Annotated in this window: 21 protein-coding genes; 12 read left to right on the forward strand and 9 right to left on the reverse strand. The window is 69.9% G+C overall.

Annotated features, from left to right (window positions below):
- Positions 1-87: 87 nt before the first annotated feature.
- Positions 88-1326: a tRNA (N(6)-L-threonylcarbamoyladenosine(37)-C(2))-methylthiotransferase MtaB gene (mtaB, locus tag VM780_RS12370; RefSeq protein ID WP_325447750.1), complete on the forward strand. Its 1239-nt coding sequence runs from the start codon at positions 88-90 to the stop codon at positions 1324-1326.
- A 37-nt stretch (positions 1327-1363) separates the two neighbouring features.
- Complete coding sequence (ftsY, locus tag VM780_RS12375; RefSeq protein ID WP_325447753.1) at positions 1364-2308, forward strand: signal recognition particle-docking protein FtsY; 945 nt, start codon at positions 1364-1366, stop codon at positions 2306-2308.
- On the opposite strand, the gene VM780_RS12380 is transcribed toward ftsY, so the two are convergent.
- On the reverse strand, positions 2273-3547 hold the full coding sequence (locus VM780_RS12380) for an MFS transporter (protein WP_325447755.1): 1275 nt from the start codon (positions 3545-3547) through the stop codon (positions 2273-2275). The genes ftsY and VM780_RS12380 overlap by 36 nt on opposite strands.
- A complete protein-coding gene (locus VM780_RS12385; RefSeq protein WP_325447757.1) occupies positions 3541-5706 on the reverse strand; it encodes a TonB-dependent siderophore receptor in 2166 nt (721 codons plus the stop codon). Before VM780_RS12385 ends, VM780_RS12380 begins: the two co-directional genes overlap by 7 nt.
- A 418-nt stretch (positions 5707-6124) precedes the next feature.
- On the opposite strand from VM780_RS12385, the gene VM780_RS12390 reads away from it, so the two are divergent.
- From VM780_RS12390 to VM780_RS12420, 7 genes are all read left to right on the forward strand, one after another.
- Entirely contained in the window at positions 6125-6673 is a 549-nt protein-coding gene (locus VM780_RS12390) for a DUF3016 domain-containing protein (RefSeq protein WP_325447759.1), read from the forward strand.
- A 46-nt stretch (positions 6674-6719) separates the two neighbouring features.
- Positions 6720-7652: a pirin family protein gene (locus tag VM780_RS12395; RefSeq protein WP_325447761.1), complete on the forward strand. Its 933-nt coding sequence runs from the start codon at positions 6720-6722 to the stop codon at positions 7650-7652.
- A 107-nt stretch (positions 7653-7759) separates the two neighbouring features.
- A complete protein-coding gene (bioB, locus tag VM780_RS12400) occupies positions 7760-8758 on the forward strand; it encodes a biotin synthase BioB (protein WP_325447763.1) in 999 nt (332 codons plus the stop codon).
- Positions 8755-9891: an 8-amino-7-oxononanoate synthase gene (locus VM780_RS12405; RefSeq protein ID WP_325447765.1), complete on the forward strand. Its 1137-nt coding sequence runs from the start codon at positions 8755-8757 to the stop codon at positions 9889-9891. The genes bioB and VM780_RS12405 overlap by 4 nt, the downstream gene beginning before the upstream one ends.
- Complete coding sequence (bioD, locus tag VM780_RS12410) at positions 9888-10517, forward strand: dethiobiotin synthase (protein ID WP_325447768.1); 630 nt, start codon at positions 9888-9890, stop codon at positions 10515-10517. The genes VM780_RS12405 and bioD overlap by 4 nt, the downstream gene beginning before the upstream one ends.
- Before the next feature lie 100 nt (positions 10518-10617).
- Positions 10618-11883 carry an adenosylmethionine--8-amino-7-oxononanoate transaminase gene (locus VM780_RS12415; protein WP_325447770.1) on the forward strand — a complete coding sequence of 422 codons (1266 nt, stop codon included), beginning with the start codon at positions 10618-10620 and terminating at the stop codon, positions 11881-11883.
- Positions 11880-12863 carry a beta-ketoacyl-ACP synthase III gene (locus tag VM780_RS12420; RefSeq protein WP_325447772.1) on the forward strand — a complete coding sequence of 328 codons (984 nt, stop codon included), beginning with the start codon at positions 11880-11882 and terminating at the stop codon, positions 12861-12863. The genes VM780_RS12415 and VM780_RS12420 overlap by 4 nt, the downstream gene beginning before the upstream one ends.
- Here the strand turns inward: VM780_RS12420 and VM780_RS12425 are convergent.
- The 4 genes from VM780_RS12425 to VM780_RS12440 form a co-directional block, all read right to left on the reverse strand.
- Positions 12860-14035, reverse strand: coding sequence for a M20 aminoacylase family protein (locus VM780_RS12425; RefSeq protein WP_325448780.1), 1176 nt, complete (start codon positions 14033-14035; stop codon positions 12860-12862). The genes VM780_RS12420 and VM780_RS12425 overlap by 4 nt on opposite strands.
- Positions 14032-15177 carry a polysaccharide biosynthesis/export family protein gene (locus VM780_RS12430; protein ID WP_325447774.1) on the reverse strand — a complete coding sequence of 382 codons (1146 nt, stop codon included), beginning with the start codon at positions 15175-15177 and terminating at the stop codon, positions 14032-14034. The genes VM780_RS12425 and VM780_RS12430 overlap by 4 nt, the downstream gene beginning before the upstream one ends.
- A gap of 161 nt (positions 15178-15338) precedes the next feature.
- A complete protein-coding gene (locus tag VM780_RS12435; RefSeq protein WP_325447776.1) occupies positions 15339-16802 on the reverse strand; it encodes an LTA synthase family protein in 1464 nt (487 codons plus the stop codon).
- On the reverse strand, positions 16799-18265 hold the full coding sequence (locus tag VM780_RS12440) for a beta-3-deoxy-D-manno-oct-2-ulosonic acid transferase (RefSeq protein ID WP_325447778.1): 1467 nt from the start codon (positions 18263-18265) through the stop codon (positions 16799-16801). The genes VM780_RS12435 and VM780_RS12440 overlap by 4 nt, the downstream gene beginning before the upstream one ends.
- Positions 18266-18571: 306 nt before the next feature.
- Here VM780_RS12440 and VM780_RS12445 point away from each other — a divergent pair, with 306 nt between their 5' ends.
- From VM780_RS12445 to VM780_RS12455, 3 genes are read left to right on the forward strand one after another with little or no spacing between them, the layout of a single operon-like run.
- Complete coding sequence (locus tag VM780_RS12445; RefSeq protein ID WP_325447780.1) at positions 18572-19882, forward strand: capsular biosynthesis protein; 1311 nt, start codon at positions 18572-18574, stop codon at positions 19880-19882.
- Entirely contained in the window at positions 19879-20670 is a 792-nt protein-coding gene (locus VM780_RS12450) for an SDR family NAD(P)-dependent oxidoreductase (RefSeq protein WP_325447781.1), read from the forward strand. Before VM780_RS12445 ends, VM780_RS12450 begins: the two co-directional genes overlap by 4 nt.
- A gap of 4 nt (positions 20671-20674) precedes the next feature.
- Entirely contained in the window at positions 20675-22345 is a 1671-nt protein-coding gene (locus tag VM780_RS12455; protein ID WP_325447782.1) for a thiamine pyrophosphate-binding protein, read from the forward strand.
- Between the two features lie 3 nt (positions 22346-22348).
- On the opposite strand, the gene VM780_RS12460 is transcribed toward VM780_RS12455, so the two are convergent.
- The 3 genes from VM780_RS12460 to argB form a co-directional block, all read right to left on the reverse strand.
- On the reverse strand, positions 22349-23110 hold the full coding sequence (locus tag VM780_RS12460; protein ID WP_325447784.1) for a pyrimidine 5'-nucleotidase: 762 nt from the start codon (positions 23108-23110) through the stop codon (positions 22349-22351).
- 114 nt (positions 23111-23224) lie between these two features.
- Positions 23225-23545 (reverse strand): hypothetical protein, encoded by a 321-nt coding sequence (locus tag VM780_RS12465; protein WP_325447785.1) that lies wholly within the window; start codon positions 23543-23545, stop codon positions 23225-23227.
- An 8-nt stretch (positions 23546-23553) separates the two neighbouring features.
- Positions 23554-24450, reverse strand: coding sequence for an acetylglutamate kinase (gene argB, locus VM780_RS12470; RefSeq protein ID WP_325447787.1), 897 nt, complete (start codon positions 24448-24450; stop codon positions 23554-23556).
- Between the last annotated feature and the right edge of the window lie 75 nt (positions 24451-24525).

A 24525-nucleotide genomic window follows, 5' to 3' on the forward strand; every position in this document is an offset into this window, starting at 1 on the left:
AGGGAGAGCATCCGCTTACGGGGCGCGGCCTCGCCTGTCGAGCGCCGGGCATGGCGTTTTGGCGCGGCCTCGGGCATACCCCGCCGCATGTCCGTAGACGTCCTGACCTTCGGCTGCCGTCTCAACGCCGTGGATGGCGAGACCATCCGCGCTCATGCGCGCGCGGGCGGCGCCGAAAACCTGGTGGTCGTGAACGCCTGCGCCGTCACCGCGGAGGCAGGCCGCCAGGCGCGGCAGGCCGTGCGGCGGGCGGCGCGGGAACGGCCCGAGGCCGAGATCGTCGTCACCGGCTGCGGCGCGCAGATCGAGCCGGAACGCTTCGCGGCGATGCGGGAGGTCTCGCGCGTCGTCGGCCTTGCGGCCCGCACGCGGCCCGAGACCTGGGCGCGCCGGCCGAACGCTCCGCGCGTGGAGGTTGAGGACGCGCTTGAAGCGCGCGACGTCTCGCCGCCGCCGCGCGACGCCGACATCCTGCGGCCGCGGGCCTTCGTCCAGGTCCAGACCGGCTGCGACCACCGCTGCACCTTCTGCGTCATTCCTTTCGGCCGCGGCGCCTCCCGCTCCACGCCGCCCGAGATCGTCGTCGCCGAGGTCCGCCGCGTGGTCTCGCTCGGCGCGCAGGAGGCGGTGCTGACTGGCGTCGACGTCACCGCCTGGGGCGCGGACCTGCCGGACCGGCCAAGCTTGGGCGCGCTGGTCAGGCGTATCCTGCGAGAAGTTCCGGAGCTTCGAAGGCTCCGCCTGTCCTCGCTCGACGCCGTCGAGATCGACGACGAACTCGTCCGCGCTTTCGCTGAGGAGGAGCGCCTCGCGCCACACCTGCACCTCTCGCTGCAGTCTGGCGACGACATGATCCTGAAGCGCATGAAGCGCCGCCATGGCCGCGCGGACGCCGAACGGCTCTGCGAGCGGCTGCGCCGCGTCCGGCCGGACGTCGCCTTCGGGGCCGACCTGATCGCCGGCTTTCCGACCGAGACCGACGCGATGTTCGAAAACTCGCTTTCGATCCTCGACGCCTGCGACGTCGCCTACGCGCATGTCTTTCCCTATTCGGCCCGCCCGGGGACCCCGGCGGCGCGCATGCCGCAGCTGCCGTCCGCCTTGGTGAAGGAGCGCGCGGCGCGCCTGCGGTCCGCCGCCGCGGGGCGGCTGGCGCGCCATCTCGATCGTCATGTCGGGGCGCGGCTGCGCGTGCTCGCCGAGGGCGGCCTCATCGCGCGCGCCGCGGATTTCTCCACGGTCCGGCTGCCGGCCGAGACCGCAAGGGGCGCATTTCTTGACGCGCTTGTCTCCGGCCATGACGGCCGTGCGCTGATCGCCGCATGACCCTGAGACCGTCTCTCTCCGCCGAGAAGATCGAGCCATGACCGACGCCTCCCAATCCTCAGGCTGGTTCTCGCGGCTGCGCCAGGGGCTGTCCAAGACCTCTTCCTCGCTCACCCGCGGCATCGCCGACATCTTCACCAAGGAGAAGCTCGACGCCGCGACGCTCGACGAGCTCGAGGACCTGCTGATCCGCTCCGACCTCGGCGTCGCGACGGCCGAGCGCATCACCGAGGCGGTCGGCCGCGCCCGCCACGCGCGGGCGCTCGACGGCGAGAGCGTCCGGGCCATCGTGGCGGCGGAAGTGGCGCGCGTGCTGGAGCCGGTGGCGAAGCCGCTCGATCCGCCGGAGAGCGCGCGCCCCGCCGTGATCCTCGTGGTCGGCGTCAACGGCTCCGGCAAGACCACCACCATCGGCAAGATCGCCGAGAGCTACCGCACCGCCGGGCTCAAGGTCGTGCTCGCGGCCGGCGACACCTTCCGGGCCGCCGCGGTGGAGCAGCTCGCCGTCTGGGCCAAGCGCGCGGACGCGATCTTCGTCTCCAAAGAGACCGGCGCCGACGCCGCCGCGCTGGTCTACGAGGCCTGGCAGAAGGCCAAGGCCGAGGACGCCGACCTGCTGATCATCGACACCGCCGGCCGGCTGCAGAACAAGGCCGGGCTGATGGCGGAGCTCGAGAAGATCGTCCGGGTCCTGAGAAAGCTCGATCCGGCGGCGCCGCATGACAGCCTGCTGGTGCTCGACGCCACGACCGGCCAGAACGCGCTCGGGCAGGTCGACGCCTTCGGCAAGGTTGCGGGCGTCACCGGACTGGTGATGACCAAGCTCGACGGCACGGCGCGCGGCGGCATCCTGGTGGCGGTCGCCGAGAAGTACAAACTGCCGGTGCACTTCATCGGCGTCGGCGAGGGGGTGGACGACCTCGAACCCTTCGACCCGCAGGAATTCTCACGCGCCCTGGTGGGCCTCCCGCGGGAGCGCTGAGCCGCGGCGCGAGAGGAACGGCAGCGTGAGGAGGGCGGCGACCCCGAGTGCCGCGGCCGTCGCGAAGCAGAAAGCGTAGCCGAGTCTGTCGCCGAACGAGCCGGTGATCTGCCAGCCGATGACGCTGACGATGGCGTCCGCGCTCTGGAACAGCGTGAAGTCGACGCCCGCCTGCGCCAGCGAAACCCGGCCCATCAATTCTGAATAGAGCGCCGTGACGCCGAGCGCGAAGGTCGCCCCGCCGACGAGCTGCGCCGCGATCAGCGCGGCGATCGCCCCTTGCGACCGCGCTTCCAGATAGGCGCAGACCGCGAAGCCCAGCAGGGCGACCACATGCGCCGCGAGCGTCGCCTGCATGATCGGATAGGCGCCGAAGCGGCGCAGCAGATAGCCGCCGCTGAACGCCCCGATCAGGCCGCTTGCCGTGATTCCGAGTCCGTTGACGACGCCGAGCGTCGAAAGGCTCACGCCGGCGTCGGTCAGGAATGGCCCGAGGAGCAGCGCCGCCCATTTCTGGCCGACGACATACACCGCCACCAGCAGCAGGCCATAGCGCACCTCGGGACGTCTCAGCGCGGCCCTGAGGGATTGCGGCGGCGCGTCGGCGCTCCGCGCCGGCGCGGTCTCGCGGACGGTGAGGAACGGGACGGCGAGCGCGACGAGCACGAACGCCATGACGAGCGTCGCGGGGGTCCAGCCGAAATGGTCGACAAGGATCAGGAAGACCCCGCCGCCGACGGCGTTGCCCAGATAAGCGCCGCCGACCTGCGCGGCGTTGCCCCAGCCGCGATTCTTCGCGGCGAGATTCTCCACGGCGTAACCGTCGGTGGCGATGTCCGCCGTGGCGGAGGCGAAGGAGGCGACCATCATGGCGACCGCCAGCGGCGCGAGCGCGGTCGGGCCGATGAAGGCGCAGGCCGCAAGCGCCCCCACCCCAAATGCGCCGATCGCGGAGACGACGGCGCGCGAGCGCCTCGGACGCCCATGCGGCGCGCGCAGACGCTCGACCAGCGGCGACCATAGGAACTTGAACGACCAGGGCAGGACGGTGATGAGGATGAAGGCGATCTCGTTGAGCGACGCGCCGCTCTCGCGCATCACGGCGGGGAGGCCGGTGAAGAACACGCCGCCGATGACGCTCTGCGCGACGTAGAGCCCGCCGACGCCGATGACGACCGCAGCGGGCGCCGGCAGGTCCTGCCCGTCCATCTCCGCGGCCAGCGTTCCGGCGCTCACCACCGGTAGCGCAGGCTCGCGATGACCTTGCGGCCTTCGTTGAAGTAGCAATAGCCGCCGCTGCAGACCTGTTCGACCTTGTCGAGCAGGTTCGTCGCGTTGAGCTGCGCGCTGACGCCCTTGAGCTTCGGGTTCAGGTTCTCGAAATCATAGCTCACCTTGGCGTCGACGAAGGCGCGCGGGCTGTTCTTGATGACCGGGCGGTTCAGGTCGTCGCCGAAGCTCGAGCCGGTGTAGCGCACGCCGGCGCCGACGCCGAGGCCGCGCAGGGCGGCGGTCTGGAAGTCGTAATTGCCCCAGATCGCGAAGGAGTGCCGCGGCACGCTGTTGACCTGGTTTCCTTCCGTGACGTCCGAAAGCTTCAGGATCTTGGTGTCCACATAGCTGTAGGACGCCTGGATCGAGACGCCGTTCTCGAGCGAGGCGACGCCCTCGATCTCGAAGCCGCGGGAGCGGAAGTCGAGCTGCTTCTGCTCGTTCTGGCCGGTGGAGTTGACCGCGTAAACGATGCCGTCCGTCTGCTTCAGCCAGAACACCGAGGCGTTGATCGAGGCGTTGTAGCCCGGCACGGCGTATTTCACGCCGGCCTCGGCCTGCTCGCCCTTGGTGGGCTTGGCCACGAAGGCGTTCACCACCGTGCCGGAATTGGCGTTGAACGAGGTGCCGTAGCTCACATAGGGCGTGAGGCCGAACGGGGTGACGTAGCTCAGGCCCGCGCGACCGGTCCAGGCGCCCTTGTTCTGCTTGAATGTCGCCGGGCGGGTCTCGTTGCGAACGGCGTCGTAGTAGTTCGGATTGAAATAGTCGCTGTCCAGCCAGTCGTGGCGGCCGGAGAGAAGCAGCCGCCAGCCGCCGAGCTTCATCTCGTCCTGCGCGTAGACGCCCCACAGGGTCTGGCGCTGCTTGGTGCGCTCCGGCAGGACCGGCATGCCGGTCACGGCGTTCTCGCCTTCGCCCGGGAACGCGTAGCCGATGCGCGAGTCGTACTTCAGGCGGCCGAAGTCGACGCCGGTCAGGAGCGTGTGGTCCACCGCGCCGGTGCGCAGCCTGGTCTTCAGATAGGTATCGGCCGCGAAAGAGCCGAACGTCTCCTTGACCTGGCCGCGATAGGTCCTGGCTGAGTCGCCGAACTTCTCGTTGGTCGAGATGCCGGACCAGCGGACGTTCTGGTGGATCGAGACGGCGTCGCTGAAATCGTGCTCGAACTCGTAGCCGATCCGCCCCTGCTTCTGCGTGAAGCCGTTGAAGTGGGGATCGTATTCGAGGCCCTTGTCGGCCCCAGCGCTGCCGTACTGGTCGGGGATCGGGTTGCCATGCTTGTCGGTTAGCGGAATGTAGGTGTTCGTGCGGAACATCGAGCCGCCGGTCTTGGAGTCCATGTACTCGGACAGCAGCGTCAGCTTGGTGTCGTCGCTCGGCTTGAAGGTGACCGACGGCGCGATGAACACCCGATCGTCCGGGACGCCGCGCATCTCCGTGTTCGCGTCGCGGGCGAGGCCCGTGACGCGGTAGAGCACGGCGCCCTCCTCGTTGACGGGGCCGCCGATGTCGAAGTTCACCTGCTTGCGGTCCCAAGAGCCGCCCTGCACCTCGACCTCGCCGAATTTGTAGTCGGTCGGCCGCTTGGAGACGACGTCGACGATGCCGACCGACGCGCTCGCGCCGTAGATCGCCGAGGCGCCGCCCTTCAGGATCGAGATCGATTCCAGCCCATAGGGCTCAAGACGGAACAGGCCGCTCGGGCTGCTGAACTGGCGCAGGCCGTCGCGGAAGATCCCCGTATAGGTGACGTCGACGCCGCGGATGAAGAAGCTGTCGAAGCGAGGGTTGAAGCCGTAGGCGCCCATGCGAACGCCCGGCGTATAGGCGAGCGCCTCCTCCAGCGTCTGCGGGCGGCGTTCCTCCAGCTGCTTCTGAGTGACCGTGTTGATGGTCGCCGGCGTCTCGTGAACCGGCGTGTCGGTCTTGGTCGCCGTGCGGGTGGTCTTCGCCACATAGCCGTCATTGGTGGCGACGCCCGGCGCGCCGTCGCTTCCGACGCCAGCCGCGCCCTGAACCGTGATCTCCTGAAGCGGCGTCGCGTCCTGCGCCGCCGCAGGCTGGGCCGCCGCCAGCGCGGCGCAGGACACGGCCGCTGAGAGGGCGAAGGACAGCCTGGACATGGAACGAGATCTCCGCGGAAGCACTAAGTTCTTTGCTCGCTACCGCGCGATACTCCCAGCTCGCAATGCGCCGGACGCTTTTATGAAATGGAATAATTCCAATATTTATCTATAATATTTCAAATATCACAGCATTCGTCGCCGGCTGCCCGCATATATTCTTTTAGAATTCGCTTATTGCGTGCGGCAGATTGATTTTAGCGGCGCCCGTTCTGGATTTCGATGCTGGAAAACCTGCATCGACGGAGTACGATTTCAAAGGAAGAACGGCGCCTTCGTGCTCGGGGATTTGGCGGACGGAGCCCCGTCTGGCTCGATGGCGGGAGAGCGAAGGTGGCGGACGGGTCGCCGGTCGATGAAAGCCATGTGGCGCCAAGGTCACACGGCGCCGTTTAGGCCAGGATCAGGAGGAGCGGCGTTGAACAAGATCAGGATGATGGCGGCCTGGCGTCTGTCCCGCGGGAACCGGTCCCGGCTGTTGTACGGGCTCGCCATTCTTCTGGCGATCGAGATGGCGTCCGGCGTTCGGGCCGAGGTCGCGGTGCGTTACGCGCCCGCAACGAGCGTCTCGAGCTGGACGTTCCGCAGCGCACAGGAGCGCGACGGCATGTTCCGAGAGCTTGCGCGCTATCTGGAGCGGATCGGCGGCCGTCTGCTCCCGCCCGGCCGCAGCGCATCGATCGAACTTCTGGAGGTCCAGCCCGCGGGCCGCTTCGAGCCATGGCGCGCCCCGCCTGGCGACGACATCCGCATCCTCCGCGACACCACCCCGCCGCGCGTGAGGCTCCGCTATGCGGTCACCGAGCGCGGCCGCACGACCGCGCGAGGCGAGGAGACCGTGACCGACATGAACTACCTGTCCAACCTCTCGGCCCGGGCTTCGAGCGACGGCCTTGCTTATGAGAAGGAGATGCTGCGCGACTGGCTCCTGAGGCGGCTTGTCCGGCTGGAGCCGCAGCGCCGCTGACGCGGCCGGATTTGGCTCGTAATGTGCCCCGGCTTAGGAGACGCCCATGAGCTGGAATCCCGCACTCGAGCCCGGTTGCCCGGACGCCGCGCATCTCGACTCGATCGAGACGCTGATCATCCCCCGCGCGCACGATCTCGGCGGCTTTGAGGTGCGGCGGGCTCTCCCCGCGCCGAAGCGTCAGATGGTCGGCCCCTTCATCTTCTTCGATCAGGCCGGGCCGGCCGAATTCCTGACCGGCAAGGGCGTCGACGTGCGCCCGCACCCGCATATCGGGCTCGCCACCGTCACCTATCTCTACCGGGGCGAGTTCCAGCACCGCGACAGCCTGGGCTCCAACCAGACGATCCTGCCAGGCGCCGTGAACTGGATGGTGGCCGGGCGCGGCGTGACCCATTCGGAGCGCACCAGCCTCGAGACCCGCAAGGCGCCGCATAGCCTCTATGGCATCCAGACCTGGGTGGCGCTGCCCGCAGACCGCGAAGAGGTCGCGCCGAGCTTCGAACATCACGCCAAGGAAGCGCTGCCGATGATCGAGGCCGAGGGCGTCAGCGTCCGGCTGATCCTCGGCCGGGCCTATGGCGAAGCCGCTCCGGCCAGCATGTTCTCCGAGACCTTCTATGCCGATGTGGGGCTTGAGCCGGGCGCGCGTTTCCCGCTGCCGGACGACCACGAGGATCGCGGCCTCTACGTGGTCGAGGGCTCGGTGTCGATCGCCGGCCAGGAGTTCGGCGCCGGCCAGATGATGGTGTTCCGCCCCGGCGACCGGATCACGGTCGCGGCGGGCGAGGCCGGCGCCCGGCTGATGGCGCTCGGCGGCGCGACGCTCGGCGAGCAGCGCTACATCTGGTGGAACTTCGTGTCTTCGAGCCGGGACCGGATCGAGGCGGCCAAGGAGGAGTGGCGGCGCGGCGCCTGGGGCCAGGGCCTGTTCGATCTGCCGCCTGACGATCGCGGCGAATTCATCCCGCTGCCGTAAGCCGCTCCGCCGCTGACGCGGACAGGCTCGACCTTCCGCGGGTTTGCAGCGCAGCGCGATCTGTGTAAGCGATGGCCGCCTGCAGAAACCTCTGAAGCGGGCGGCGGATGGCGCTTATCGATCTGGCTCAGGCGGCGGGACGCACGCCCGCCCGGACCCTCTGGACCCGCGAGGAGGCGCGGCGGATCTACGATCTGCCGTTCGCGGACCTGATGTTCGAGGCGCAGACGGTCCACCGCCGCAACTTCGATCCCAACCGCGTGCAGATGTCGAAGCTGCTGTCGATCAAGACAGGCGGCTGTCCGGAGGATTGCGGCTACTGCAGCCAGTCCGCCCGCATGCCCGGCGAGAAGCTCAAGGCCTCCAAGCTGATGGAGGTCGAGCGGGTGATCGCCGAGGCCCAGAAGGCCAAGGAGGGCGGCGCCACCCGCTACTGCATGGGCGCGGCGTGGCGTTCGCCGAAGGATCGCGACATGGACATGGTGGTCGCCATGGTGGAGGGCGTGAAAGGCCTCGGCATGGAGACCTGCATGACGCTCGGCATGCTGACGCCCCAGCAGGCGCTGCAGCTTAAGGAGGCCGGGCTCGACTACTACAACCACAACCTTGACACATCCGAGCGCTACTACTCCGAGATCATCACCACCCGCACCTTCGCGGACCGGCTGGAGACGCTCGACAACGTCCGCTCCGCCGGCATGAAGGTCTGCGCCGGCGGCATTCTTGGGATGGGTGAGACGGTCGACGACCGCATCGACATGCTGGTCACGCTCGCCAACATGGATGAGGCGCCGGAGAGCGTGCCGATCAACATGCTGATCCCGATCCCCGGGACCAAGCTCGAGAACGCCGAGACGATCGACGCGCTCGACTTCATCCGCACCATCGCGCTCGCCCGCATCATGATGCCGGAGAGCCATGTGCGGCTTTCGGCCGGCCGCACCGAGATGTCGGACGAGACCCAGGCGCTGTGCTTCCTCGCCGGCGCGAACTCGATATTCTGCGGCGAGACGCTGCTCACCGCAGACAATCCGGGCGAGGATCACGACACGAAACTGTTCCGGCGGCTGGGCATCGAGCCGGAGGAGTTGGACCCGCTCGCATGAGCCGCCTCGCGCGCTTCGAGGCCGCGCTTCAGGGCCTGGAACGCAGGAGCCGCCGCCGGCGGCTCGCGCCGCGCCAGGGCAAGGACTTCGCCTCGAACGACTATCTGGGGCTCGCGGAGTCGCCCCGGCTCAAGGCGGCGATCTCGGACGCGCTCGGCCGCGGCGTTCCGGTGGGCGCCGCAGGCTCGCGCTTGCTGCGCGGCAATCATCCCGAGCACGAGGCGCTGGAGGCGGAAGCGCCCGGCTTCTTCCACGCCGAGCGCGCGCTTTATCTCGGGGCCGGCTACGCGGCGAACGTCGCGCTGGTTTCGACGCTGCCGCAGCGCGGCGACCTCGTCGTCTGTGACGCGCTGGTGCACGCCAGCGTGCATGACGGCCTCAGGGACGCCAAGGCCGAGGTGGCGTTCACTCCGCACAACGACGCCCAGGCGATCGCCGACGCGATCGCGGCCTGGCGGGGCCGGGGCGGCCGCGGCCAGCCCTTCATCGTCGCCGAAAGCCTCTACTCCATGGATGGCGATCGCGCGCCGGCGGCCGACCTGCTCGGCCTCGCCGAAACCCATGACGGCTTCCTGATCCTCGACGAGGCCCACGCCACCGGCGTCTTCGGCGCCGGGGGCCGCGGCCTCGGCGAGGCGCTCGAGGGGTCGCAGGCGCTGATCGCGGTCCACACCTGCGGCAAGGCGCTCGGGGTCTCGGGCGCGCTGGTGACGGGGCCCGCCGCCATCGTGGACACGCTGGTCAATCGCGCGAAACCCTTCGTCTACGCGACCGCGCCGTCGCCGCTGATGGCGGCGGCGGTGCGCGAAGCGCTGCGGATCGTGGCGGACGAGCCGGAGCGGCGCGCCCGGCTCCATGCTCTGGTGGGCTTCGCCGGCGAGCGCCTGGCGCGGCTCGGACTGCCGGCTTCGGGCTCCCAGATCCAGCCTGTGATCCTCGGGCAGAATGCGCGGGCGACAGCGACGGCCGCCCGGCTTCAGGCCGCGGGCTTCGACTGCCGCGCCATCCGCCCGCCGACGGTGCCGGAAGGAACGGCCCGGCTGAGGATCTCGCTCACCCTGAATGTCGACGAAAGCGCAGTGTCGGCGCTGCTCGACGCCATCGCCGAGGGGCTGATGGAGGCTGCGGCGTGAGCCTCCGCCTGGTCGTCACCGGCACGGACACCGGCATCGGCAAGACGGTGTTCGCCGCCGGCCTGACGGCTGCGCTCGGCGCCTCCTATTGGAAGCCGGTGCAGTCCGGCCTTGAGGAGGAGACCGACAGTGAGACCGTGGCGCGGCTCGCGCTGCTGCCGGCCGAGCGCGTGATCCCTGAAGCCTGGCGCCTCAAGACGCCGGCTTCGCCGCACCTCGCCGCCGAGCTCGATGGGGTGACGATCGACCCTGACGCGCTCAATCCGCCGGACGTCGCCGGTCCGCTCGTGATCGAGGGCGCAGGCGGACTGCTCGTGCCGCTCACGCGAAGCGTCCTCACCATCGACGTCTTTGCGCGCTGGGGCCTGCCGGTCGTGCTGGTCGCTCGCACGGGCCTCGGCACGATCAACCACACGCTGCTGTCGATCGAAGCTCTCAGAGCCCGGCGCATTCCGATCGCAGGCGTGGCCTTCGTCGGCGAGGCGCATCCGGACAACCCCCTCGTGATCGCCGAATTTTCGGGTGCGGCCGTCCTCGGACGGCTGCCGGTCCTGCATGAGCTGACGCCACAGCGGCTCGCTGACGCCTTCGCGGCGAGCTTCGATCTCTCCAGCCTCAAGCGGTAAGCGCGTTCCGTTCCCGCGCGGAAGGGGCTATGGCTCCCCGCTCGAAGCCGGAACGCGAAGGCGCGGCCCTCTCCGGCGCATTGGAACGTCCTTGCCCGGCATGCCCGCATCTCCCCTTTGGCGTCCGTTCACCCAGCACGCCGTCGAGCCGCAGCCGCCCAAGATCGTGCGGGCTGAGGGCGCATGGCTGGAGACCGACGACGGGCGGCGGATTCTGGACGCGATCTCCTCCTGGTGGGTGACGACGCATGGTCACCGCCACCCGGCGATCATGACAGCGATCCGGGAGACGACCGAAAGCCTCGACCAGATCATCTTCGCCGGCCTGACGCATGAGCCCGCCGAGGCGCTGGCGCGCGCGCTTGTCGAGCTCACGCCGCCGGGGCTCGAGCACGTCTTCTTCTCCGATTCCGGCTCAACCTCGGTGGAGGTCGCGCTCAAGATGGCGTTAGGCTTCTTCCGCAACCGAGGCGAGCCGCGCGCGAAGATCGCCGTGATGGAAGGCGCCTATCACGGCGACACGATCGGCGCGATGAGCGTCGGCGCGCGCGGCGTGTTCAACGCCGCCTACGAGCCGCTGCTGTTCGAGGTCGAGCGCATCCCGTTCCCCGCTCCCGGCCGCGAGCAGGCGGCGATCGACGCCGTCGAGGCCGCGGGCCGGAACGGCGAGCTCGCGGCTCTGCTGGTGGAACCGCTGGTGCTCGGCGCAGGGGGCATGCTGACCTATCCGCCCGCCGTGCTGGGCGAACTCGCCCGCGCGGCGCGCGCCGCCGGCGCGCTGTTCATCGCCGACGAGGTCATGACCGGCTGGGGCCGGACGGGAACGCTGTTCGCCTGCGAACAGGCGCGACTTTCGCCAGACATCCTCTGCACCTCGAAGGGGCTGACCGGCGGCGCGATCCCGCTCGCGGCGACGCTCGCCACCGCGGAGATCTTCGAAGCGCACTGGTCCGAGGACCGGTCGAAGACGTTCTTCCACTCCTCGTCCTTCACCGCGAACCCGATCGCCTGCGCGGCCGCCCTCGCCAATGTCGGCGTCTGGCGCGACGAACCGGTCCGCGCGCGGGTGGCGGCGCTTGCCGCAGCCCAGGCCTGCCGGCTGGCGCGCTTCGAAGCGGACGCCCGTTTCGCCAATGTCCGGTCGTGCGGCACGATCGCGGCGCTCGATCTTCGGGTCCCGGACGCAGGCTACCTCGCTGAGATCGGCCCAAAACTGCGCGCCTTCTTCCTCGCGCGCGGTCTGCTCGTCCGGCCGCTCGGCGAGATCATCTATCTGATGCCGCCCTATTGCGTCACCGAAGCCGAACTCGACTCGCTCTACGACGCGATCGCAGAGGCGCCGGACGCGCTGGGGCTCGTGCGATGAAGGCCGAGGGAACCCGCATCCTCGGACTGGGCCACGCCGTTCCCGACCGTCGGGTGCTGAACGCCGAGATCGAGAAGCGGCTTGGGCTGGAGCCGGGCTGGATCGAGCGCCGCACCGGCGTTCGCGAGCGGCGATGGGCGCGGCCGGACGAGACTCTTTCGGCGCTCGCCACGGCGGCGGGAGAGCGGGCGTTGGCGGCGGCCGGCGTCGACCGGGGCGAGGTCGGGCTGCTGCTGCTTGCGACCTCGACGCCGGACCAGCTGCTGCCGCCGACAGGCCCGCTCGTCGCCCACCGCCTCGGCCTCTCTCGCGCCGGCGCGCTCGACCTCGCGGGCGCATGCGCCGGCTTCCTCTATGCGCTTGCGCTCGCCGACGCGCAGGTGCGCGCCCATGGCCGGCCGGCGCTGGTGATCGCCGCCAACCTCCTGAGCCGCCGGATCAATCCTGCCGAGCGCGCGAGCTCGGTCCTGTTCGCCGACGCCGCAGGCGCGGTCCTGCTCGGGCCGGCGGAACAGGGCCGGGGGCTGCTCGGCCAGTCGCTCGCCTCCGACGGCGCCGGATACGGCCTCATCGGCATCCCGGCGGGCGGCAGCACGAAGCCATTCGCAGCGGACATCGACGAGCAGGATACGCTGATGACGATCGCGGACGGGCGCGGCCTGTTTTCCGGCGCGGTCGGCATGATGGCGGATTGTTCGCTCGAGGCGCTCGGCGAAGCGGGCCTCAGCCCCGACCAGGTGACCCGCTTCGTGCCCCACCAGGCCAATTCCCGGATCTTCTCCGCGGTGGGGCGGCGGGTCGGCCTCCCGGAATCCGTCACCGTCAGCACGGTGGCGGAATACGGCAACTCCTCGGCCGCCACGGTGCCGCTCTCGCTCAGCCTGTCGCACGAGGCGATGCCGCTCGGCGCCGGAGAGATCCTGCTGATGGCGGCGGCGGGCGCGGGCCTCACCGGCGGCGCGGCGGTTTTCCGGACCTAGGCCGCGAGGCGGCTCTCAACGAGTCGCAGCCAGTAGGAGACGCCGTTCGGGATCGCGCGGTCATCGAAATCGTAGCCGGGGCTGTGCAGGCCACCGCTGTCGCCATTGCCCATGAAGATGAAGGCACCGGGCAATTCTTCGAGGAAATAGGCGAAGTCCTCCGCCACCATAAGCGGCGGGTGGTTCGTGGCGACCGCCCCGGCGCCGACCACTGTCGCGGCGGCCTGGGCGGCGAAGCCCGCCGCCTCCGGCGCATTTACGGTCACCGGATAGCCGCGGCGATAGGTCGTGGCCGCGCGCGCTCCGAGGCCGCCCGCGACCCCCGCCGCGATCTCGCCGATGCGGCGCTCGATGAGGTCGCGGACCTGCGGGGTCAGCGTGCGCACGGTTCCGGAGAGCACGGCCGCGTCGTCCACGATGTTGTCCGCCGCGCCGGCGCGGATCTGGGTGATCGAGAGCACCCCGGATTCCAGCGGATCGACATTGCGCGACACAATCGTCTGCAGCGCCAGCACGACGTGCGAGGCGGCCACCACGGGGTCGATCACGAGCGCCGGCCGGCCTGCATGGCCGCCGCGCCCCTCGATCCGGATGTCGACCCGGTCGGCCGCGGCCATGATGGGCCCGGAGCGGATGCCGAACTCGCCGAGCGCCAGTCCCGGCAGATTGTGCATCCCGTAGATTTCCCGGACGCCGAAGCGCGCGACGAGGCCGTCGTCGAGCATCGCCCTGGCGCCTGCGCCGCCCTCCTCGGCCGGTTGGAAAACCAGCGCGACGGTGCCGGCGAAGTCCCGCGTCTCGGCGAGGCACTTCGCGGCGGCGAGCAGCATCGCCATGTGGCCGTCATGCCCGCATGCGTGCATCTGCCCGGGCGTCCGCGACGCATAGGGCGCGCCGGTCGCTTCCTCGATCGGCAGCGCGTCCATGTCCGACCGCAGGCCCAGAACATGATCGCTGGCGCCGCGTCGGCCCGAAATGAGACCGACGACGCCGGTGCGGCCGATTCCCGTCTCGACGCGGTCGCAGCCGATCTCGGCGAGCCGCTCAGCGACGAAGCGCGCCGTGCGCGGCAGCTCGTACATCAGCTCCGGATGGGCATGCAGGTCGCGCCGCCACGCCGTGGCCTGTTGGGCGACGGCTGAGGCGCGCGGGTCGGCGACGCCCGTCCTCAGAGCGCGCCGATCCGCTGCACGGTGTAGGCGGTCGAGGCGACGTTGCGGGCGCTCGCGAGGATCTCGAGGAACTTCTGCAGTTCCGTGAGCTGAGCGTTGGCCACGTAAAGCACGTCGCGATCGCGCATCACGAACGCCTTGGCGAAGAAATAGGCCCGCGGATCGCGCAGGTTCACTCGGTACACGACCGGCACCTTGTCGCCCAGATGGCCGTCATAATCCGGACGCATCGAGCGAACTGCGGAGGCCGGCTCGTAGCGGAACAGGAAGAACGCCGCAGGATCCGACCGCTGGTCGATCAACCCGCCCGCCTTGCCGACGGCCTCAAGCAGCGAGATCTTGTCGAGCCCGAACGGGATCGGCCCCGGATTCGGCACGGCGCCGAAGGCCAGGAAGATCTCCGGATCCTTCGTCACATAGATGCGGTCGTTCGGCTGCACATAGACGTTGTCGGCCGGATTCTCGATCAGATCCTTCATGATCGCCGAGCCCTGCGCGGAGCCGCGCTGCAGGGTGACGCGCGTCTCGAACGCTTCCTGCCGCGGACCGCCCGCAAGCGCGAGCGCGTCGAGCACCTTGTCGCCCGCGCCCGTGATGGGATAGCGGCCGGATTTGCCGACCTCGCCATTGACCACGAAGCTGCGGCTGACGGTCTCGGTGATCTGCACCAGCGCCTGCGGCTGGATCGCACGGCCTTCAAGCGCCGCAACGATGCGCTTTTCGACCACCTGCGGCGACACGCCGGCCGCCTGGATCTTGCCCCCGTAGGGGACCGTGATGGAGCCGTCGCTGTCGACGCGCTGGTTGAGGGTCACGCGCGCGCCGTAGTCGCTCGCGAACAGGCCGCCCTGCCCGGCCTCGAACAGCGTGATCGACAGTTGGTCGCCGAGTCCGACGACCTGCCCCGGCGCCGGGCGCGGCGCAGCGAAGCGCTTCGAGAACGGCGCCACCCGATATTGCGACAGGATGTCGACGACCTGCTGGCTCAGATCGACCAGCACGTAGTCCTTCACAGCGTTCTTGTTGACGCTCGGCGGATCGATCTGCTGCGCGGTCGGGCCAGCGGCGGGCAGCGTGGAGCACCCCGCGAGTAGGCCGGCTGAGGCGATGGCCGCCAAGCCGGAGACGAGCCTGGACCGCATTAGTCCTCACAATTCGATGCAACCCCAAGCCTCGGGTTAGCATTGAAGAAGTTGCCTGCCAACTAACGCGCAGCGCTCCGGGCCTCGCGCCACAATGATGACGCAGCTTGTCGGGCCTCGTGAGATGTTTTGGCAACAGGCGCGGCAGCCCCGCCTGAACTTTAGGCAAGCATCAGCCGGCTAAGGGCGTCGATGCTCAAGTCCTGTCGCGGCGCGCCGCGATTCGAGGCGGCGCGCGAATCCCAGAGCAGATAATCAGAGGCGCGTCTGTCGGGCATGTCTGGATGAAGAGTCCGGGCCGGGGCGTGGTCGCCGTAGACGCAGAGCACGCCGCCTCCAGGTCGATCGGCCAGCGCCTTAGCCACCCGGCCGATCATGCGATCGGCGTTCTCGAGGTGACGGGCGTATTGCTGCGCCGGATCAGGCAAGCCGGCGATTCGGCCCGGGCCCCACGGGCCGTGGTTCTCCATGGTGACGACGAACAGGAAGGTGGGCTGCCGCGCGGCCTTGATCTCCGCCGCGATGGCCTCCGCGACGGCGGCGTCCGCCACATAGGGTCCGAAGCGCTCCGCCCGCGCGAAAGCCGCACTGTCGATGAATCGCTCGAAGCCGAGCGCCGGCATCAGCGCGTCCCGGTCGAAGAAGCGGCGGTCATAGGGATGCATGAACACGGCGCGGCGTCCGCTCGCGACGTAACGGCGGGCGAGCGAGGCGCCGGCGTAGGCGGCCGCCGTGAGATAGGGATCATAGGCGTCGAGCCCGAGCGCCGCGCGCGGCAGACCGGTGAGGAACGCGAACTCGCTCCGCATCGTGTAGGCGCCTTCGGCCGGCACTTCGCAGCGGCCCCAGGCGAGGCTCTCACCCGCAAGCCGGCGGTAGCACGGCAGCTCCGGCCCCGGCAGCCCCCGCGCCGCCACGTCGACGAAACTCTCGCACTGGATCGCGACGATGAGCGGCGGCCCCTCGCGGGCGGCCCGCAGCGCCGGCAGAGCGGCGATCGCGGCGCGCGCTTCCTGCGACGGCCGCTCCTTCCTTCGCCACACGAGCCAGTGCGCCAGCATGCTGGCGGCGAGGCCGAGCCGCGCCTCCTCCGTGGCGGGATCAGGTGTGTCCGGCACAAGCAGCCCGGCCGCACGGGCCGCCGGCTCGCTCAACAGCGCGACCACGATCAAAACCGTCACGAGCGCCGGCCCCGCGATGAGGAACACGCCGCCGCTGGGAAGGATTGAGGGCTCGATCGCGAACCACGCGGCCGTCGCCGCGATCAGCGCTGCGAAACCGGCGAGCGCGCGGGGCTCCGCGAGCCGCTCGGCGTAATAGAGCCGGGGATGGCGAACGGCGTTCCGGACGAGGGCGAAGTCCGAGAAGATCAGCGGCTCGCCGAGGATACGACGCTTGATCGCGGAGCCGCCGCCGAACAGGCCGCACACGGTCACCGTCACGAAAGCCGCGTGCCACGGCCGCCACGACAGGGAAAAGGCCCCAAGAAACAGCCCCGCATGGAGCGCCAGACGGAACATCAAGGCGCGCGGCGGCGCCCGAAACGAGGCGAGGCTCGGCGGCCAGCTCTCGACCGCGAGCGACATGAAGAACGACGCCGCGAAAGCGAACAGGAACCCCGTCACGGAAGCCGTCGCGCGATCGGGCCGAGCATGCGGTGGCGCGTCAGCGCGTAGGCGTGGCGCAGCCGGGCGGCCGCTGCGCCCCGCCAGGTCATCGCGCGGGCGCGGGCGGCCAGCAGCCTGTCGAGCGCCGTTTCGGGCCCGCAGGGCAGGCCGGATACGGGGTCGCGATAAAGCGGATAGAGGACCAGCGTCGCGGCGACCAATTCGTCGAGCGTGCGCGACACGCCGCGCCGCGGATGGGGCGCAAGATCCTCCGTCAGGCCCCAGCCCGCGTAGAAAGGCGCGCCGTGGGTGGTGACCGAAAGCCCGCGCAGCAGAGCCTCGAAACCCGACAGTGAGGTCATGGTCTCGAGCGCCGAGCATTGCGGATAGAGGGCGGCGATCGAGCCCTCCACCACCACCGCGTCCGCGAGCCCGAGGTCCTGCGGCGGCGCCGCGCCGCGGCGATAGCCGGCGACGACGTCGGGATGGGGCTTGTAGACGATGAAGGCGTCCGGGCGGCGGCGGCGAACCGCGGCGAGCAGATCCCGATTGGTGCGCACGGTGCCGGCCCCGCGGAGGATCGAGGCGTCGTCCTCCACCTGTCCGGGCACGAGCACGCCCGTGCGGCCTTCCGGCACGACGCGCGCGGCGTCGACGCCGACATTGTATTTCGTGACGTTCTCCGCCACGAGCCGGCGGCGCAGAGCGGCGGCGCGCGCCGCAAGCTCCGGCGAGATTTCGGCATCGCGCAACAGCGTCTCGAGGTCGCTCGGAGCCGAGGGGTCGTAATAGATGCCGGTGTCATCCAGCACGAGCGAGAGCGCCTCGATGAACGCCGCCCCGAGGCCGACGGAGCGCAAGAACCCATCCTCGAGCCGCGCCAGCGGCGCGCCGGCGCGCTGCGCGGCGCGTTCGGCCGCGGCGGCGTCACGCGACGCCCACGTCACCATCCGGCCACGGCCCGCGCGGGCCCGCGACGCGGCCTTGTCGGGGTCGCGGAGAAAGACCGGAGGCCCATTCGGGCCGTCGAGAAAAGCGCGGACGGCAGGGCGCTTCCATCGCGTCACGCCGACCACGAAGGATCGCCGCGCGGTTTTCGCACGGTGGCGGAGAATGTCGCCCGCGATGTCGAGCGCGCGTGCGAGCGAAATGCGCCTGCGATCATACGGATCGAGCCACACCAGGCGCGGATCGTTCGGGTCGAAGTCGGCGGCGAGGCGGAACTCGCCCGGCGGCGCAGCGGCGATGAGGCCGGCGACCGCGGCGTCAACGAGGACCCGATCCTCCGGCTGGCGCGGGGCGGGCGCGAGCCCGTCCACCGCATAGCCCAGCGGGCGGCCCGCGCGATCAAGCGCCGACAGGCGGATTGGCGCGGGCCATATTGTTAGCAGGGAGAGTTTTTTTGCGCCTGCGAAGGCCGTGGCGCGGTCGAACAGCGGATCTTCCCCTGCGGTCGCGACGGCGGAGACCCCCTGGCGCATGGGGCCGGGACGACATGCCCGCAGCCCTGCGACGGCCTCGACGTCTTGTGGCCGCTCCCACAAGCGCTTGGAGATGATTGCCACTCTGCCCGTCGTGTGGTTCAAATGCGAGTCCGACGTCTCTCTGGCTTCTATTGTTCGTTCAGCGCTAACGGTCCGCCGCCGGCGTTGCAACGGACAATGCGAGGTTCACCCGCCGCCGAATCACGAGCGGCGCCTTCGCAACTGCGAGAGAGATCGCCGGACGTGGGGTAAGATAAGGACGGGGCGCGGCGTTTCTTCGCGAACGCTCCGGGCAGGCGACCGATGATCGACGGCGGGAACGACGTTCGGACGCGGCCCCAGCGCACGTTCCTGTTCCTGCAGGGGCTGGCTTCCCCGTTCTTCAAACGTCTCGGCAAGGCCCTGAAGCGTCAGGGCTATGGGGTCGAACGGATCAATCTCAATCTCGGCGACAGGCTGTTCTGGGGAATGCCCGGGTCGGTCGACTATCGCGGCCGGTTCGAGGGCTGGCGCGGCTTCCTGTCCGGTTTCATGGACGCGCGGGGCGTCACCGATCTCGTACTGTTCGGAGATGGGCGCCCCTATCATCGCGTCGCGATCGCGACCGCCCAGCTGCGCGGCGTCGACGTCCATGTCTTCGAGGAAGGCTATTTTCGCCCCCACTGGATCACCATGGAGTCCGGGGGCGTGAACGGCTTCTCGAGCCTGCCGCGTGATCCCGAGACGATCCGCCGACTGGCCGCCGAACTTCCCGAGGCGCCAAGGCCGCGACCGATCCAGGGCAGCATGCCGACGCGCTCGCTCTGGGACGTCGTCTACAACAGCGCCAATATGGGCTTTCCCTATCTGTATCCCGGCTACCGGCGCTACCGGCCGAACCACCCCCTGGTGGAATATGCCGGCTGGATCGGGCGGCTGGTCCGGCGCAAGGCCGAAGCGCGGCGCGCCGCCGCCGTGCAGGGCGCGCTCGCCGCCAGGCGACGCCGCTATTTTGTTCTGCCCCTGCAACTCGACAGCGACTACCAGATCCGCCTGCACTCGCCGTTCAGCGCGATGACCGAGGTCGTCGACTTCGTCGCCCGGTCTTTCGCTGCGCATGCCACTCCGGACGCACATCTGGTCGTCAAGCTTCACCCGCTCGACAATGGCCTCGTCAACCGCCGACGCGCGACGCACATCACGGCGCAGCGCACCGGGCTCGGCGAGCGCCTCGTCTATATGGACGGCGGCCACAATCCGCGGCTGATCGACGGCGCCGCGGGCGTGGTCGTGGTGAACAGCACGATGGGAACGCTCGCCATCGAGCGCGGGCGGCCGACGATCGCGCTCGGACAGGCGATCTACGACCTCCCCGGCCTCACCCATCAGGGCACGCTGGAGAGCTTCTGGCGCGAGCCCACTCCACCCGACCCGGAGTTCACGGAGGCGTTCCGCAAGGTCGTCACCGCGCGCACACAGATCAATGGCGGGTTCTACTCGCAGGAGGCGATAGAGATCGCTGTCGCCAACGCCGTGGCGCGGCTCGTCGGCCCCGCCGCCGCGCAGCCGGTGGCGCTCGGCTGGAGGCGGGAAAGCGCCTTCCACGAAGCTGGATCGCCGGTTCCGGGCGAGTGACGGAAGCCGCGCCGCAATCGGTCGTCGTCACGGGAGGCGGCCGCGGGATCGGGGCGGCGCTGGCGCGCGTCTACGCCGCGCCGGGCGTCACCCTGTTGCTGATCGGCCGCGACGCCGAGCGCCTCGCCGGAACTGCTGCGGAATGCCGCGCCCGAGGCGCTGTGGTCGAGACCGCAGCGGTCGACGTGGTCGACTCCGACGCGCTCGCTCGGGCCGTGCTGGCGTTCGACGCCCTCCACCCCGTCGACCTGCTGATCGCCAACGCGGGCGTCTCCGGCGGGCTGCAGGACGGCCGGCGCATGGAGACCTTCGAGAGCGCGCGGCGCCAGATCCGCATAAACCTCGAAGGCGCGGTCGCGACGGCGACCCCGCTGATCGAACCGATGCGGGCGCGGAGGCGCGGCCGAATCGTGCTAATGAGCTCGCTCGCGGCGCTGCAGCCGATCGGCGACACCGCCGCCTATTCGGCCTCCAAGGCCGGCATCCTGGTTTGGGGGGAGGCGCTCGCTGAATTTCTGGCGCGGGACGGCGTGGGCGTGAGCGTGGTGTGCCCCGGCTTCGTCACGAGCGACATGAGCGCGCGATATCTCGGCCCAAAACCTTTCGAGATGTCGGCGGACGCCGCGGCGGCGCTGATCCGCCGGCGGCTCGCGCGCGGCCATGAGCTGATCGCCTTCCCGTGGCAGATGGTGGCGGCGATCCGGGTCGGTCGGCTTCTGCCGCGCAGGCTGCTGAGGTTCATCCTCGGACGCGTCCCAGTGACGATCGCGGCCGACAAATACGGCTGAGGTCATGGCGGGGACTCGCACCGGCGCCGAGATCCTGGTCGACGGCCTCATGGCGAACGGCCTGACGACCGGCTTCGGCGTGCCGGGCGAGAGCTATCTCGCGGTGCTGGAAGCGATGCGGGCGCGGAGCTTCGACTTCGTGGTCTGCCGGCAGGAGGGCGGCGCGGCCATGATGGCCGACGCGGCGGGACGGCTGACGGGCCGCCCGGGTCTGTGCTTCGTCACCCGCGGGCCGGGCGCGGCGAACGCCGTCAGCGGCGTCCATGTCGCGAGCCAGGACTCCACGCCGCTCATCCTGTTCGTCGGGCAGGTCGCGCGCCGCTTCCGGCACCGGGAGGCGTTCCAGGAGCTCGACGTCCGCGCCGTCTTCGGCTCCATGACGAAATGGGCCGTCGAGATCGATGATCCGGCGCGCATCCCGGAATTTCTCGCGCGCGCGATCCGCACGGCCTGCCAGGGACGTCCGGGACCCGTCGCGCTCGGCTTGCCCGAGGACATGCTGGCGGAGGCCGCGGCGGTCGCCGACGCGCCCCCGGTCGAGCCCGCCGAGACCGGGCCCGGACTTGCCGACATGGCGCGGCTGCAGAAGATGCTCTGGGCGGCGGAGCGGCCGATCGCGCTGGTTGGAGGCTCGCGATGGTCGGCGGCTGCGGTGGCGGGCCTCGCCCGCTTCGCCGAGCGCTTCCGCCTGCCGACGGCCGTGACCTTCCGGCGGCAGATGCTGTTTCCGGCCGACCACCCCTGCTTTGCGGGCGATCTCGGCATCGCGCCCAATCCGAAGCTCCTGGCGCGGGTGCGTGAGGCGGACCTTGTTTTGCTGATCGGGGGCCGGCTCGGTGAAGCTCCGAGCCAGTCCTACGAACTTCTGGACGCGCCCTCCCCCCGGCAGACACTGGTCCACGTCCATCCCGATCCGGAAGAGCTCGGTCGGGTCTATCAGCCGGCGCTCGCCATAAACGCCTCGCCGATCGCCTTCGCGGCCGCGCTCGAAGGCGTGCAACCGCCGCAGACGATCCGCTGGGCCGACAGGGCTTCGACGGCTCACGCGGATTATCTCGAATGGTCCGGCCGTGTTCCGCCCCATCCAGGCGCGGTTCAGATGGCGGAGGTCATGGCGGCGCTGAACGCGTTGCCCCCGGACGCGATCGTCGCGAATGGGGCCGGCAACTATGCGGGCTGGATTCACCGCTTCCGGCGCTTCACGCGCTACGGGACGCAGGCCGCGCCGGCGTCCGGCTCCATGGGCTACGGCCTGCCGGCCGCGATCGCCGCCAAACGTCTGTTTCCCGCGCGCGAGGTCGTGGCGGTCGCAGGCGACGGCTGCTTCATGATGACCGGCCAGGAGCTTGCGACGGCCGTGCAGCATGAGCTCGCGCTCACCGTCGTGGTGATCGACAATGGCCAGTACGGCACCATCCGGATGCATCAGGAGCGGGAATTCCCCGGCCGGCCGTTCGGAACCGCGCTCCGCAACCCCGACTTCGCGGCGCTGGCGCGGGCTCACGGAGCGGAGGGGTTCACGGTCACGACGGGCGGCGCTTTCGCCAAGGCCTTCGCGTCGGCGCGCGCCTGCGGGGGTCCGGCGCTGGTGCATGTCCGGCTGGATCCGGAGGCGACCTCTCCGACCGCCACGCTCGCTAGCGTGCGGAGCGCGGCGGAGACCGCCGGCTGTTGAGGCTCAATTCGCGGCGACGATCGCGAGGGCGGCGAGGAACCCCGGAAGGTCGTCGGTCATATGGTCGACATGGGGCGCCGGCAGCGCGTCGTCGAATGAGGTCAGCCGCTCCAGCCCCTCGGGTTCGCCGCCCTTCGGGGTGACCAGCACGGTGCGCATTCCCAGCGTGTGCGGCACCACGAGGTTCTTCGACAGGTCCTCGAACATCGCAGCCCTTTCGGGCGCGACGCCGTGGAGCTTCAGGAAGGCGTCATAGGCCGCCTGCTCGGGCTTCGGCACGAAGCCTGCGGCCGCGATGTCGAACACGTCTTCGAAGAGGTCCGCCACGCCCAGCCGTGCGACGACGTTCTCGGCGTGGCGGCGCGAGCCGTTGGTCAGGACGAAGCGCCGGCCCGGCAGCCGCGCGATGCCGGCCGCAAGGTCCGGCGCGGGGACCAGCACCGAATGGTCGATGTCATGCACGAAGGCGAGGAAGTCGGCCGGGTCCAGCCCCTCCTCGGCCATCAGGCCGCGCAGCGTGGTGCCGTGCTTGCGGTAATAGTGCTTCTGCAGCGCGCGGGCCGAGAGGCCGTCGATGTCGTAGCGATGCGCGATATAGGCGGTGATCTTCGCGTCGATCTGGTCGAACAGCCGCGACGAGGCGGGATAGAGGGTGTTGTCGAGATCGAACACCCAGGTGTCGACATGGTCGAAACCCTTCGCCTCGGCCTGGAGCGCGTGCTCCTTAAGAGCGGCGAAGGACTGCGGATCGGGAATGCGGTTCATGAATGGGTGGCGTCTTTCGGCGATGTCCGTCCCTACAGTCTGAGCGCGCTGTATGACGAACATGTTGTCGCGACGCCGCGGCTTTTCTAGGGCCGCCGGACCGGCCCGGGCGGCTCAGCGGAGCGCCAGATCCGCATATCCCACGGCGACCGCGAGCGCGTAGCTCACCGGCGACGGAGCTCCGGTGAGCGCCAGCAGGACCAGCGAGGCTGCGATCCAGACGCCCGCGACGATCCTCGGCCCCTGCTGGAAATAGACCACCGCGACCAGCAGATGCACGACGGCGAGCAGGTTCTGGGGCACGCCCGACCAGAGCGAGGGCAGCAGGAAGAGCGTGAGCCCGACGCCCGCCATTGCGGTCGCAAATTCGCCGAGCGAGCGACGCCGGGGCTTCGCGCTCGCCGTCTCCGGCCGCTTGAACGGGACGACCGCCACGGCCGCGGTCAGCGGGTGACGAGCGTGCCGGCGCCGCCCGGCGTCAGCAGCTCGATCAGAACGGCGTGCGGCGTCTTGCCGTCCAGGATGACGACGCCCTCCACGCCGCGCTCCACGGCGTAGATGCAGGTCTCGACCTTGGGGATCATGCCGCCGGAGATGGTGCCGTCGGCGATCAGCCTCCGCGCCTCCTCCACCGAAAGCTCCTGGATCAGCTTCTTGTCGCGGTCGAGCACGCCCGGCACGTCCGTCAGCATCAACAGGCGCTTCGCCTTCACCGCGCCTGCGATCGCGCCCGCGAAGGTGTCGGCGTTGACGTTGTAGGTCTGCGGGCCGTCGATGGCGGTCGCGACCGGCGCGACGACTGGGATGAAGTCGGATGCGATCACCCAGTCCAGCACGGCGCGGTCGACCCGTTCCGGCTCGCCCACGAAGCCGAGATCCACCACCTCCTCGACCCGGGTCTCAGGATCGATGATCGTGCGGCTCACCTTGCGCGCCGCGACCATGCCGCCATCCTTGCCGGAGAGACCGATGGCGCGGCCGCCTTCCGCGTTGATCGACGCCACGATCTGCTTGTTGATCGAGCCGGCCAGGATCATCTCGACGATCTCGACCGTGGCCTTGTCGGTCACCCGCAGGCCGGCCTTGAACTCGCTCTTGATGCCGAGCCGGTCGAGCATGCCGCCGATCTGCGGCCCGCCGCCATGGACTACGACGGGGTTGATGCCGACCTCTTTGAGGATCGCGACGTCCTGCGCGAACCAGCGCGCTGCGTTGGCGTCCCCCATGGCGTTGCCGCCATATTTCACGACCACGGTCGCGGCGTCGTAACGCTGCATATAGGGCAGCGCTTCGACGAGGATGCGCGCGGTGTCGTGCGGATCTGGGGCGCTGACGGTCATGGGGCTTCGCTCGACGGCAATGTGGCCGGCGGCGTTCTAGACGCTTCGGCGCGACGCCTCAATGAGGAGCGGCGC

It is taken from the genome of Hansschlegelia sp., from assembly GCF_035538955.1.
In the GTDB taxonomy this organism is placed as follows: Bacteria; Pseudomonadota; Alphaproteobacteria; order Rhizobiales; family Methylopilaceae; genus Methylopila.

Bases quoted from the DNA above. Each gene is read 5' to 3' on its own strand.
- bioB (WP_325447763.1), top strand. From the start codon at position 7,760: ATGGCGCTTATCGATCTGGCTCAGGCGGCGGGACGCACGCCCGCCCGG.
- mtaB (WP_325447750.1), top strand. From the start codon at position 88: ATGTCCGTAGACGTCCTGACCTTCGGCTGCCGTCTCAACGCCGTGGAT.
- VM780_RS12445 (WP_325447780.1), top strand. From the start codon at position 18,572: ATGATCGACGGCGGGAACGACGTTCGGACGCGGCCCCAGCGCACGTTC.
- VM780_RS12460 (WP_325447784.1), bottom strand. From the start codon at position 23,110: ATGAACCGCATTCCCGATCCGCAGTCCTTCGCCGCTCTTAAGGAGCAC.
- argB (WP_325447787.1), bottom strand. From the start codon at position 24,450: ATGACCGTCAGCGCCCCAGATCCGCACGACACCGCGCGCATCCTCGTC.
- VM780_RS12420 (WP_325447772.1), top strand. From the start codon at position 11,880: ATGAAGGCCGAGGGAACCCGCATCCTCGGACTGGGCCACGCCGTTCCC.
- VM780_RS12455 (WP_325447782.1), top strand. From the start codon at position 20,675: ATGGCGGGGACTCGCACCGGCGCCGAGATCCTGGTCGACGGCCTCATG.
- VM780_RS12415 (WP_325447770.1), top strand. From the start codon at position 10,618: ATGCCCGCATCTCCCCTTTGGCGTCCGTTCACCCAGCACGCCGTCGAG.
- ftsY (WP_325447753.1), top strand. From the start codon at position 1,364: ATGACCGACGCCTCCCAATCCTCAGGCTGGTTCTCGCGGCTGCGCCAG.
- VM780_RS12430 (WP_325447774.1), bottom strand. From the start codon at position 15,177: ATGCGGTCCAGGCTCGTCTCCGGCTTGGCGGCCATCGCCTCAGCCGGC.
- VM780_RS12440 (WP_325447778.1), bottom strand. From the start codon at position 18,265: ATGCGCCAGGGGGTCTCCGCCGTCGCGACCGCAGGGGAAGATCCGCTG.
- VM780_RS12405 (WP_325447765.1), top strand. From the start codon at position 8,755: ATGAGCCGCCTCGCGCGCTTCGAGGCCGCGCTTCAGGGCCTGGAACGC.
- VM780_RS12395 (WP_325447761.1), top strand. From the start codon at position 6,720: ATGAGCTGGAATCCCGCACTCGAGCCCGGTTGCCCGGACGCCGCGCAT.
- VM780_RS12385 (WP_325447757.1), bottom strand. From the start codon at position 5,706: ATGTCCAGGCTGTCCTTCGCCCTCTCAGCGGCCGTGTCCTGCGCCGCG.